The 12289-nt window shown below is 72.6% G+C and carries 10 protein-coding genes; 5 read left to right on the plus strand and 5 right to left on the minus strand.

Features of this window, described 5'->3' with window-relative positions:
- Positions 1-344: 344 nt before the first annotated feature.
- Entirely contained in the window at positions 345-809 is a 465-nt protein-coding gene (locus IPJ17_10415; GenBank protein QQR75954.1) for a DUF3617 family protein, read from the plus strand.
- Positions 810-816: 7 nt separating this feature from the next.
- Here IPJ17_10415 and IPJ17_10420 read toward each other — a convergent pair whose 3' ends face one another.
- From IPJ17_10420 to IPJ17_10430, 3 genes are all read right to left on the minus strand, one after another.
- Positions 817-3609, minus strand: a complete 2793-nt coding sequence (locus IPJ17_10420; protein QQR75955.1) for a protein kinase — start codon at positions 3607-3609, stop codon at positions 817-819.
- Positions 3606-4190: a sigma-70 family RNA polymerase sigma factor gene (locus tag IPJ17_10425; protein ID QQR75956.1), complete on the minus strand. Its 585-nt coding sequence runs from the start codon at positions 4188-4190 to the stop codon at positions 3606-3608. Before IPJ17_10425 ends, IPJ17_10420 begins: the two co-directional genes overlap by 4 nt.
- A gap of 64 nt (positions 4191-4254) precedes the next feature.
- Positions 4255-4683 (minus strand): DUF1801 domain-containing protein, encoded by a 429-nt coding sequence (locus tag IPJ17_10430; protein ID QQR75957.1) that lies wholly within the window; start codon positions 4681-4683, stop codon positions 4255-4257.
- A 103-nt stretch (positions 4684-4786) separates the two neighbouring features.
- On the opposite strand from IPJ17_10430, the gene IPJ17_10435 reads away from it, so the two are divergent.
- Positions 4787-6577, plus strand: a complete 1791-nt coding sequence (locus IPJ17_10435) for a hypothetical protein (protein QQR75958.1) — start codon at positions 4787-4789, stop codon at positions 6575-6577.
- Positions 6578-6586: 9 nt separating this feature from the next.
- Here the strand turns inward: IPJ17_10435 and IPJ17_10440 are convergent, their stop codons facing one another.
- On the minus strand, positions 6587-7048 hold the full coding sequence (locus IPJ17_10440) for a Uma2 family endonuclease (protein QQR75959.1): 462 nt from the start codon (positions 7046-7048) through the stop codon (positions 6587-6589).
- A 157-nt stretch (positions 7049-7205) separates the two neighbouring features.
- A complete protein-coding gene (locus tag IPJ17_10445) occupies positions 7206-8090 on the minus strand; it encodes a DUF4388 domain-containing protein (protein QQR75960.1) in 885 nt (294 codons plus the stop codon).
- Between the two features lie 189 nt (positions 8091-8279).
- Between IPJ17_10445 and IPJ17_10450 the strand changes: the two genes are divergently transcribed.
- The 3 genes from IPJ17_10450 (at position 8280) to IPJ17_10460 (ending at position 12232) form a co-directional block, all read left to right on the plus strand.
- A complete protein-coding gene (locus tag IPJ17_10450) occupies positions 8280-9557 on the plus strand; it encodes a right-handed parallel beta-helix repeat-containing protein (GenBank protein QQR75961.1) in 1278 nt (425 codons plus the stop codon).
- A 72-nt stretch (positions 9558-9629) separates the two neighbouring features.
- On the plus strand, positions 9630-11153 hold the full coding sequence (locus tag IPJ17_10455; GenBank protein QQR75962.1) for an aromatic amino acid lyase: 1524 nt from the start codon (positions 9630-9632) through the stop codon (positions 11151-11153).
- A gap of 20 nt (positions 11154-11173) precedes the next feature.
- A complete protein-coding gene (locus IPJ17_10460) occupies positions 11174-12232 on the plus strand; it encodes a hypothetical protein (protein ID QQR75963.1) in 1059 nt (352 codons plus the stop codon).
- Positions 12233-12289: the final 57 nt, after the last annotated feature.

The raw sequence follows: 12289 nt of genomic DNA on the forward strand, positions 1-12289 counted from the left end.
CCTGCTACGGGCCCGGCGGCAGGCCGGATGAGGCGCACCGCTGCGTCACCCGCGCACCGGGCGCGACGCTCGCGACCATCGTCGCAGTGCGCCGGGCCTCCGTCGAGCTCGCCGGCGGCGGACGAAATCCCTCGGCCCCGAGCGCCGGCGCAGGCGCGAGTCGATCGTCGAGGAAGGCTTCGCTGGCGACGGGGCAGGAGGGGTCTCGCCTGCAGCCTTCGCAGGGATGGAACCGGGGAGTCCGGGGCGCGCCCGGGGCGCGGGACCGGCAATCTGTCGTGGCCGGTCGATTGGGCGCCCGGGTCCGGCCGGATCACACGTGGTACCCAGACAGAGGGGGAGCGATGGGCCGAACCACCAGTAACTCGCGCCGGTGCGCCGGGATGGCGCTGCTGCTCGCGGCGGCACTCGTCCTGCTGGCAGCGTCCGCTCTGCGGGCCGCGGAGCCGTCCGGCCCTTCCCTGCGCCCCGGCCGCTGGCGGCTGGAGCGCAGCTTCGAGTACGCCGACCGGCGGCCGGCCGCCGGGCCCGTGGTGAGCGAGATCTGTTTCGACCCCGAGGTCATGGCCAACGAGATGATCGCGATGTTCCGGCGCATGGGCTGCACCGCCGAGCGGAGCCGCACGGGTCCGTCCGAGTGGCGGCACCGGGTGGAGTGCGACCGCCCCGAGCTTCCCCGGGGCACCTCCACCTCGGTGACGACGGTGCGTGGAACCGACGCCTACGAGGCGCGGATCGTCAACGAAGGCGGGATGGCGATGCCGGTCGTGCGCGAGCGGCTCGTGGCGCGGCGGCTCGGCGACTGCTGAGCTGCGGTCAGAGCTCGCGTTCCCAGCGCTGCCGGTCGCGCTCGAGGCGGGAGAGCAGCGCGATGAAGCGGGGCTCGCCGGCGAGCGACGCGAGGTCCGCGTCGCGGGCGAACCGCGGGTAGGAGGGATACCCCTCGGCGGCGGCGCGCTCCAGCCAGCGCAGCGCCTCCTCCCGGTTGCCGAGCAGGGCGTGGGCGGCGCCGGCGAAGTAGAAGGCGTGGTGCAGGTGCGACTGCTCCTCGACCGTTTCGGCGGTGATCTCGGCGCGCGCGAGGATCGCCGCGGCCTCCTCCCGGCGCCCCAGCCGCGCCAACGCGACGGCGGCCCAGATCCGCTCCAGCGCACCCCGCGAGGCGGCCGGCCAGCCGAACTCCGGATCGCGGACCCGCTTGGCCCCCGCGTCCCCGAGCAGCAGGGGAAGCGCCTCGGCGTGCCGGCCGATGTCGATCAGCAGTCCGGCGCGAATCCCGGGGGAGAGCTCGCCACCGCGCGCCGCGAGGAGCGCCGCCACCTCCGCGTCCCGCCCGGCGTCGGCGAGCAGCGAGAGCTTCCGCCCGAGGGCGGTGCGGTTCGCCGGGTCGAGCGCCAGGGCGCGGTCGCACTCGGCGAGCGCGCGATCGGTGAGGCCGACGTGGAAGTGCACCTTGCAGAGCTCGAGGTGCGCCTCGGCGAGGCTCGGGTGGAGCTCGACGGCGCGGCGCAGGTCGGCGACGGCTCGTGCGTGATCGAAGCCGCGCGATAGGGTCCAGGAGAGCTGGGCCCGGGCGAGGTAGGCCTCGGCCAATCGCGGGTCGAGGGCGAGGGCGCGCTGCACGGCGGCGAACGCCCGCTCCTCGAGGTCGGCGCTCGGGGCGTCGTGGAAGAGACGCTTCGCGTAGACCGTGCCGAGGCGGGCCCAGGCCTCCGCGAAGCCCGGATCGAGCGCCACCGCGAGCTCGAGCTGCACGGTGGCGGCAAGGCGCTCCTCGGGCCCGACGCCCCCGGGGGCGCGGCCGGAGAGCTCTGCCAGCCCGCGCTGGTAGGCCTCCCAGGCGCGCGGGTCGCGGGTCGGCGGCGCCGCGGGCCGCGGCTCCCCCGTGGCTGCACCGAGCCGCTCGAGGAGCTCCCAGGCGAGGCGCCGGGCGAGCTCGGCGCGGGCCGCCAGGCGCGCTCCGACCTCGCCGTCCAGATGCCCGGCCCAGAGCGTGCGTCGCGAGGCGAGATCGACGAGCGCGGCCTGGACGCGGACGGTCTCCCCTTCGCTCTCCACACTGCCGGTGACCGCGTGCGTGGCTCCGAGCGCGCCGCGGAGACGCCCCTGCGACGCCTCGTCGTCGCCCATCCCGGCGACGCTCGCCGAGGCGAGCACCGAGATCCCCGGAGTGCGGCCCAGCTCGGCCGCGACCCCCTCGCTCAGCGCGGTGGCGAGCCAAGGCTCGGCGCCGCCGCGCGGGGCGAAGGAGAGCACGGCCACCACCGGCGCCCGCTCCGCCGGCTGGCCCGCCGCGGGGCCCGCACGGTGGCCGATCTGCAGGAGCGCCAGGGCGGTGAGGGCGGCGAGCGAAAGGGCCAGCGCGGCGGCGAGCAGCGCGGTGCGGTGGCGGCGGGCGAACCGGCCGAGCCGGTAGGCGGGCGCGTCGCCGCGCGCCACCACGGCCTCACCCGCGAGGTGCCGGCGCAGGTCGTCGGCGAGCTCCGCAGCCGAGGGATAACGCCGCTCGGGCTCCTTGGTCAAGGCGCGGGCGACGATCCGTTCGAGATCGCCGGCGAGCCGCCGCGCGAGCCGCTCGCCCTCGGGGCGCGAGGCGTCGGGGATGGCGGCGCGCGAGAGACGGGCCGGCTCGTCCCTCACCACCGCCTGCTCCACGGCGTAGGAGCTCTCGTCGCCGACCTCCCAGGGGAGCCGGCCGGCGAGCAGCTCGAAGAGGAGCACGCCGAGGGCGTGGACGTCGGTGGCCGGCGTGACGGCGCCGCCGGTGATCTGCTCCGGCGCGGCGTAGCGTGGGGTGAGGGCGCGCAGCAGCGTCGGGGCGCGCTCGCCCCCCGCCCCTTCGAGCGCCCCGGCGGGTGCCAGGAGCTTGGCGATCCCGAAGTCGAGGAGCTTCACCCGGCCGTCGCGGTCCACCATCACGTTCGAGGGCTTGAGGTCGCGGTGCACGACGCGCTGGCGGTGCGCGTGCTCGACCGCGGCGCAGACCTCGAGGAAGAGGGCGAGGCGCTCCTCGACGGTGGCGCATCTCGCGCGGCAGGCCTCGGTGATCGACGCCCCGTCGACCCGCTCCATGGCGAGGTAGGGGGAGCCGTCGTCGGTCATCCCGCCGTCGAGCATGCGCGCGATGCCGGGGTGCTCGAGCCCCGAGAGGATCCGGCGCTCCTCGAGGAAACGCTGGCGGAGGGCCGAGGCGGCGAGACCGGCGAGACCGCCGTGCAGCACCTTCACGGCGGCGCGTTGGACGAACCCCTCGCCGCGTCGCTCGGCGGCGAAGACGCTCCCCATGCCCCCCTCGCCCAGCACGCCGACGACCTCCCACGGGCCGATCCGCCCGGGGATCGCGTCGGCGGGGACGGGCTCGAGTGGCAGCGCGCCGGAGAGGGTGGTACCGGAGAGAACGGCGGCGGCGGCGACGCCGTCGCGGTCGAGGAGGGCGTCGGGGGAGCGGCTCGCGGCGAGCAGCCCGGCCACCTCGGCGGCGAGTGCCGGGTCCTCCTGCGCGAGGGCGCGGAGGCGCGCCGCGCACGCCGCCCCGTCGTCGAGGTCGAAGAGCTCGTCGAGCTGCGCGCTCGCCCGCCCCCAGCGCTCGCGCTCGCCGGCGTCGCTCACGCGCTCGTGCCCGGCGGCGCGCCGCCGCGCAGCTCGCGCAGCAGGAAGGCGCGCGCCTTTTCCCAGTCGCGCCGCACGGTGCGCTCGTTGCGCCCGAGGAGCTCGGCGACCTCGGCATCCGTGAGGCCGGCGAAGTAGCGGGCCTCGACCAGCCGGGCCAGCCGTTCGTCGACGGCCTCGAGCCGGGCGAGGGCGCGGTCGAGCGCCACCACGTCGTCGGCCACCGCCGCGACCGCGGCGTCCTCCTCGCCGAGCTCGACGCGGACCGCCGCCGGGCCGCCGCGCTTCGCCGCGGCGCGGGTGCGCGCGGCGTCGACCAGGATCTGCCGCATGGCCCGCGCCGCCAGCGCGAAGAAGTGCTCGCGGTCGCGGATCGTGAGGGCGCCGCCGGCGGAGAGCTTCAGAAAGACCTCGTGCACCAGCACGGTGGTCGACAGGGTGTCGCCCGGACGGCTGCGGGCGCGCTGGCGACGGGCGAGGCGCTTGAGCTCGCCGTAGATGGCGGTGAAGGCGCGCTCGAAGGCGCCCGTCTCCCCGCCTTCCGCGGCGGCGAACAGCTCGCTCAGGGTCTGGTCGGCCATCTCCTGCCGCTCATCCTGACGCGGCCCGGCGCGCCCGGCAAGGGCCGGTCCACTTCCCCGCGACCTACTTCCGGGGTGTCGGCCAGGCGGCGCGCAGGTGCGCCACCGAGGCGGCGATCAGCTCGCGCAGCGCCGACTCGTCCACGTCGGCGAGCCGCTTGAGGTAGAGGCACCCCTTGCCCGCCTTGACCTTCCCGAGCCGGCCGAGGATCTCGTCGAAGCGGTCGAATCCGGGCATCACGTAGAGGGTGAGCGCCGTCTTGCGCGGCGAGAAGTCGGTGAGGCACGCCTCCGCTTCGTGGCCGCTCGCGTAGCGGTCGTGGTAGCGGCCGAAGCCGACGATCGAGGGGCCCCACATCTTCGGCTCCTCGCCGGTCACCTCCCGCATCAGCGCCAGAACGGCGCCGCAGTCGGCGCGCCGCCGCTCATCGGCGACGCCGTCGAGGAACGCGTCGACGCTCGCGTCGTGCGCCTTCGTCTTGAGCTCGGCCATCCGCTTTCTCCCTGGATTTCGGGCGGGAGGTCACCGCGAAACCGCGCCGACGAGGATGTCCGGCTTCCTTCGGCGATTCCGTGGAGGAGGGCAGGAGGAGCTCATGCCGACCCACGCGCCTCGCCCCGTCCGTCACCTCGCCGCCGCCCTGGCCGGCGCGGCTCTGCTTGCCCTCGCCGCACCGGCCGCAGCGGTCACGCTCGCCGTGACCCGGCTCGACGATCCCGCGCCGGACGGCTGCTTCCCGAACGACTGCTCGCTGCGCGAGGCGGTGATCCTCGCCAACGCCCTCGCCGGGGCCGACACGGTGGTGCTGGGTGCGGGGATGTTCCAGCTGACCAGAGCCGGAGCCGGGGAGGACGCCGGGCTCACCGGTGACCTCGACGTCGCCGGGCCGCTGACGATCCAGGGGGCCGGGCGGACCCAGACGACGATCGTCGGCGTGACGCTCGGCGATCGGCTCCTCGATGCTTCCGCCGATCTGGACGTGCGGGACCTCGGTCTGGAAGGTGGAGTGGCCTCGAGCGATTGGGGCGGTGGACTGCGTGCAGGCCGCAACCTCACCCTCGAGCGGGTCACCATCGCGAACAACAGCGCCGATCGAGGGGGTGGCGTCGCGTGGATGACGAACGGCTGGACGCTCTCGGTTCGCGACAGCAGCTTCTCCGGCAACGCGGCTATCTTCGCTGGCGGCGGCATCGCGATGCTCGCTGGCGCTGCCCGCGTCGAGCGCAGCACCTTCTCCGCCAACACTGCTTCCGCCCAGGGCGGTGGCGGGATCCTGGTGATGAACACCAACCCCGGCGCCACGGCCTGGCTCGAGCTCGTGGACAGCGTCTTCGAGCTGAACACAGCCGACGCCGGCGGCGCGGTCGCCTCGTGGTCCGGGGCCCCATACCCCAATGACCCGGAGGCGGGCGTCCGCCTGCGGGTGGTGCGCTCGACCTTCACGCTGAACACGGCATGGGGAACGGGAGGTGCGATCTCATTCTGGCGCCAGGGTTATGGGGGCGCCGAACAGCTGCTCGAAGTCGAGGAGGGTGCGTTCGACCGCAACTCGTCCGGGTCGGCCGGGGGTGCGGTGGCCGTCGGTGTCGGCCGCGCGGTGATCGACGGCGCGGAGCTGGTGGGCAACACGGCCCCGAGCGGCGGAGGGCTCTACGTGGGGCCAGAGATCGGGCCGGCCTCGGCGCAGGTCTTCCGCTCGAGCTTCGTCGACAACGACGCGGTGAGCGGCTCGGGCGGAGGGGTTTATTCGCGGGGCGGCCTCGAGGTGCGCCGCTCGAGCTTCGTCGGCAACACGGCGGCCCTCGACGGCGGAGGGGTGCTCGCCGGAGGCGGGACCGTGGTGGCACGCAGCACCTTCTCGGCCAACCAAGCCGCCGGGGCGGGCGGGGGGCTGTGGGCCGGCGACGCCCTGGTGCAGGTCTTCGCCTCGACCTTCCGCGCCAACACGGCGGGCTCCGGTGGCGCCGCCCTGCACGGCGGCGCGACGACCTTCGGCAATCAGCTGCGCTACTCGGGCAACGTGATCTCCGGCACCTGCGGCGGCGGAGCCTTCGTCTACGTCACCGACGGCTGGAACGTCGAGAGCCCGGGCGCCACCTGCGCCCCCTTCGGCGCGGCGACCGGCGACCTGCTGAGCGTGTCCGACGGCTCGCTCGGCCTGGGAGCGCTGCAGACCGACGGCCGGACCTGGTTCTACGTGCCAGGCGCCGGCAGCGTGGTCCGCGACCGCGCCGCCGCCTGCGCCGACGTCGACCAGCGCGGCTACGTGGCGGGCGACAGCGCCTGCGACGGCGGATCGATCGAGGTTGGCGCGACCTTCCCGAGCTTCTTCGACGACGGCTTCGAGACCGGCCTCGGCGCGTGGTCGGCGTCGCAGGGCGGCTGAGGGAGCGCCTCAGCCGGCGAAGAGGTCGCCCACCGCCAGGAAGAGCCCGGGCAGGGTCGGGCTCGCCGCCCGCTCGGCCTCTCCCCAGAGCCGCTCGCCGCCGCCCGCCGTCTCGCCGAAACGGACCTGCAGCAGCGTGCGCTCTTCCGGATCGACCAGCCAGTACTCGCTGACCCCGAAGCGCTCGTAGATCCGGCGCTTCGTCGCGCGGTCGCGCCCCGCGGTGCCGGGGGAGAGCACCTCGATGGCCAGGTCGGGCGCGCCCTGCACGTTGGCCGTGGTCAGGCGGTCGAGCCGCGCGTTCGAGAGGTAGAGCAGGTCCGGCTCGACGACGTCGGTGGGCGACAGCACCACGTCGAACGGCGCGAGGAAGGCTCGCCCGGTGCCGGTCTCGTCGACCCAGCGCGAGAGGGCGAGGAAGATCCGGCCGACGGCGGACTGGTGCGCGGTGTGCGGGGTGAGGGGTCGCACCCGGGGGGCGCGGAACCGTGATTCTATCGTGCCGGCGACGGGGTCCGGCGCGTTCGACCCCGGAAGGGGTCGGGGAGCGATGGTCGACGCGACCGGCGGCCCGGCAGCTCCCTCGTCTCGGGGCGCCGCGCCGCGTGGCAGCTGGGGTGGGGCGGTGCTACTGCAGCAGCTTGTCGAGCGCGGTCTCGAGGCCGACGGCGACGGCTTCGCCCTTGGCCTTGCGGACCGCGGTGAGGAAGGGGTCGCGAAGGACGAAGAAGTCGCCGAGGGAGGTGGCCTTCTCCGCCTGCAACTGCAGCATGAAGCCGCGCAGGCCGAGGGTCTCGCGGATGTGCTGGTTGAAGAATGCGTGCAGGTCGTTGATCTGCTTTTGGCGGTCCGCCGTGGCGCCGGCAACGAGTGGTGCCGCCGGCTCCGGGGCCGGGGTGGATGGCTCGGGTGGCGGAGGAGGCGGTGGTGCGGCCTGTCCGCGCAGCTCGAGCACCTCGGAGCTCAGGAGGCCGTAGAGCACCTTGCAGACGTCGAAGGTCGGCATGCCGACCAAGGTGGCGATTTCGTCGATCGAGCGATGTTCGTCGATCCGGCGGACGATCGCCCACTCCTGGGGGTTGAACGAGACCGAGGTAGCTCCGCCCGTGGGGGTGAAGGCAGGGATCAGGTCGAGAGACGGGATCTTCTTCGACAGGACCTTCCACTCGTCGATGCGCCGGGCGCCCTCCATCAGGAGGTTGCTGTTCGACATCTGGACGGTCACCGAGGGGTGCTCGGCACCGGGAAGAAACGCGAACTCGCCCTCCTGCCACAGCAGCAGTGCGAAGACGGCCTCGTCCCCCTGCAGTTCGCCGACGGCCGCGTCGACGATCCGGCCGCGATTGAGGTAGATCTGGCCGGTCTGCTGGCCGCGGCGCAACTCGAAGACACCGGTCTTCGCGCCAGCCGAAACGAGCTGGATCAGGTCGGGAATCGAGAGTTCTTCCAGGCTTCCCTGGACGGCCATGCTGTCCTCCGGTCGAACGACGGCGAGTGTCGCGACGTCGCTCACGGCATACGTCCCGCCCGCGACGCGGGCCGTAGGCGCCAAGTTCGGTATGGAGAAGCTAACACAAGGCGGCCTCCCGGGTGGGAGGGCGGAGCCGGGGACGGCCCGGGGGAGCGGAGAGCGGCAGGCAGGGTGTGACCTCCTTCATCGCGTCGCTCCGGCCGCCGCTCCAACCTCGGGGACGAGTCTCCGATGACCCGAGCGGCCCTCCTCCTGCTGCTGCCGATCGCCCGGCCCGCGCTTGCCGGCGTCGTCCCGGTGTCCACGTCGGCACAGCTCGTCGCGGCGATCGACGCCGCGGTGGCGGGCGACGTCATCACGCTGGCGCCCGGGACCTACGCGGTCGCTCAGAGCCTCCTCTGTGACGCGCCGGGGACGGCGTCGGCCCCGATCGTCGTGCGGGCCGCCAGCCCGGGCACCGCGGAGATCCGTTTCGACGCGGTCGAGGGCTTCAAGGTCTCGGCGCCTCACTGGATCTTCGAGGATCTCGTGGTGCGCGGCGTCTGCGCGCTCGACGACGATTGCGAGCACGCCTTCCACCTCGTCGGCGCCGCCGACTTCACCCACATCCGCAACAGTCGTCTGCTCGACTTCAACGCCCAGGTGAAGGGCAACGGCGAGGGGGTGCCGACCGTCTTCCCCGACGACGTGGTGATCGAAGGCTGCGAGCTCGCCAACGCGGCGCCGCGTTCGACCGCGAACCCGGTGACGCCGATCGACGTGGTCGGCGGCCGCCGCTGGATCGTCCGCGCCAACTTCATCCACGACCACCAGAAAGCCGGCGGCGACCAGGTGAGCTACGCCGCCTTCCTCAAGGGCAACTCGCGCGATGGGCTCTTCGAGCGCAACCTGGTGATCTGCGAGCGCGACCACGCCGGCGGCGTGCGACTCGGCCTCTCGTTCGGCGGGGGAGGATCAGGGCCCGACCCGATCTGCGAAGACGGCGTCTGCAGCCCCGAGCACCAGAACGGCACGATGCGCAACAACCTGATCGTCAACTGCCCGCAGGACGTCGGCATCTACCTCAACGAGGCGTTCGGGACGCGGCTCTTCCACAACACGCTGATCGCGACGACCGGCATCGACGTGCGCTTCGCCGCCTCCACTGCCGAGATCCGCGGCAACCTCGTCTCCGGTTCGATCCGCAATCGCGACGGCGGCACCAGCACCTCGAGCGGCAACCTCACGGGGGTGGCCCTCGCGCAGTTCCAGGCCTGGTTCGTCGACCCGCTCGCCGCCGACCTGACCCTGGTCGACGGCACGGCGTTCGTCGACCAGGGGACGCCGCTCGCCGCGGTGCCCGCCGACTACTGCGCCAACCGGCGGGACGACGGTTCGCCCGACCTGGGAGCCGTCGAGTACGACGGCGACGGCCCCTGCGCGACTGCGCTCGCGGGTGGCCACGTGGACCTCTTCAGCGATGGCCTCGAGACCGGCGGCACCGGGGCGTGGCGCGGCCGGCGACCGTGAGGGTGGCGCGGGCGCATAATTCCCGGTGGACGGGCGCGTTGTCGCGGGCCCGGGCAACTCCAGGGAGGGAGCATGACCATCGTTCTCGACGGATCGTCGCTGACGGTCCCGAATCTGGTTCGCATCGCCCGCGGGGGCGAGAAGGTGGAGCTGGCGCCGGCGGCGCTCGATCGTATCCGTGCCTGTCGTGCAGTGCTCGAAGAGAAGATCGACGCCCACGAGATCATGTACGGCGTCAACACCGGCATCGGCGAGTTCTCCGAAGTCGTGCTGACCGACGAGCAGGTGAAGGACTTCCAGCGTTATCTCATCTACAACCACGCCGCCGGCATCGGCGACCCGGCTCCGGTGGAGTACGTGCGCGGTGCGATGGCCGGACGGATCAACGTCCACGCCCACGGCAACTCCGGTTGCCGGCCGGTGATCACCCAGACGCTCGTCGAGATGCTCAATCGCGGGGTCACGCCGGTGGTCTGCCAGAAGGGGTCGGTCGGTGCCTGCGGCGATCTCGCCCCGATGTCGCAGATCGCCCTGTTGCTGCTCGGCGAGGGAGAGGCCTGGTACAAGGGCGAGCGGCTCCCCGGCCACGTGGCGATGCAGCGCGCCGGCATCGCGATCCCCGGCCTGATGGCCCGTGACGGTCTGGCGACGATCAACGGCTCGAACCTGCTCACCGCGATGAGCGCCATCCACGTCCATGACATCGACCGCTGGCTGAAGCAGGCCGAGATCGCCTGCGCCATGTCGCTCGAGGCGCTGTTTGCCAACTTCAAGCCCTACGACACGCGGCTGCACCGCCTGCGTGGCTTCTCCGGCGCGGTGCGCTCGGCGCAGGCGATCATGAAGTGCGTCGAGGGGAGCGACCTGCTCTCCGGCAAGATCAAGACGAAGGTGCAGGACGCCTACTCGATGCGCTCGACGCCGCAGGTGATCGGCGCGGCGCACGACGCGGTCGCCTACGCCCGCGCCCAGATCGAGATCGAGCTCAACGGCGTCGGCGACAACCCGATCTTCCTCCCCGAGGAGCGGCTGACCCTCACCGGCGCCAACTTCCAGGGGACGCCGGTTTCGCTGCCGATGGACATGGTCGGTGCCGCGGTGACGATGGTCTCGGTGCTTTCCGAGCGGCGACTCAATCGCCTGAACCACCCGGCGCTCTCGGTCGGCCTGCCGGCGTTCCTCACCAAGGGCGCGGGGATGTTCTCGGGGCTCATGCTCTCGCAGTACACCGCCGACTCGCTGATCGTCGAGCAGCGGATCCTCTCGATGCCGGCGTCGATCCAGTCGATCCCCGCCGCCGCCGACCAGGAGGACTTCGTCTCGATGGGGATGAACACGGCGATCAAGACCGGGCAGATTCTCGACAACGCCTACGGCATCCTCGGCATCGAGCTCATGGCGGCGGCCCAGGCGCTCGACTTCCGCGAGTTCACCCCGGGCCGCGGGGTGCAGGCGGCGCGCCGTGTGGTTCGTACCGTCGTCGACCATCTCGACGTCGACCGGCCGCTCTATCCGGACCATACTCGGATGAAACAACTGGTATCCTCATGTGCAGTACTCGACGAAGTCGAGCGCGAAATCGGTCCGCTCGCCTGAGCCGAGACGCGGGAGGTTTCATGAAACGACCCAGCGCGAATCGAACGGCCCGCAGGGCACTGCTCCTCGCGGCGGCCGCGCTCCTGGCCGGCGCTCCCTCCGGGGCGCAGCAGGCCAACCTGACGTTGGTGCCGGAGGTGGCGGTCTGGAACGAACCGGTCGAGGTGCACCTCACCGGCATCGGATGCAGCGGAGCTTTCGCGCCTCCGGTCGAGGGCGTGGTGGGTGTGACGCCCGTCGTCGATATCGACCTGCTCGACTGCTCGCCGACGTCGACGACGCCCTTCGGCGTTGTAGCGCGAGTGGGTCCGCTCTATCCGCGCCCCATCCCTTACAAGATTCGTGTACGCAACGCCACGCTTGCCCCGACCGTGCTCGACGAGGCCGACCTTTCGGTTCGGAACGAGAACGCCGCCTTCTTCGAAATGCCGGAGGCGGCGACCGACGGGGAGCCGGTGTCGATGACCACCTGGGTGCAGCGGACCGGTCCGACGCTTTCCACCGATCCGCCAGTCGTTCGCGGGAACGTCATCGAGCTCGTCTACGTCTGGACCTCCGTCTCGGGGGTGCCCCCGCCTTACTCGCCGGGTGTCGAGCCGATCCACTGGACGCTGGGCCCCCTCGAGCCGGGGACGTACGACGTCCGCCTCTTCTACGGGCCCCCATTCGATCCCGCCGCGCCGTTCACCCGCCGTCGTCTGGTGGTGTTCGACCACGAGCGTTGCGTGCCCTCCCCGACGGCGCTCTGCCTGACCGGCGGGCGCTTCCGCGTCGAGGCGAGCTGGACCGACTTTGCCGGGCGACACGGCGAAGCGCATCCGCGGCCCCTGGACGGCGACGGCGCGAGCGGCCTTCTCTGGTTCTTCGCGCCGGAGAACATCGAGGTCACCGCCAAAGTGCTCGATGGCTGCGGAGTCAACGGGCACTACTGGGTGTTTCTCTCCTCGGGCTCGACGGTTGCGTTCGAGGTCACGGTCACCGACACGGCGACCGGCGCGACGCGCCACTACGCGAATTCCTCGGGCCAGTCCGCGCCGCTGGTGTCCGACACGAGCGCGTTTGCCTGCGGCGGGAGCTGAGACGATGAGCGAGTCGATCGGGATCGTTCGCGCCCCATCTCTTTCCGGATTGCCAGT

This window comes from Holophagales bacterium, from assembly GCA_016699405.1.
Classification (GTDB): Bacteria; Acidobacteriota; Thermoanaerobaculia; order Multivoradales; family JAGPDF01; genus JAAYLR01.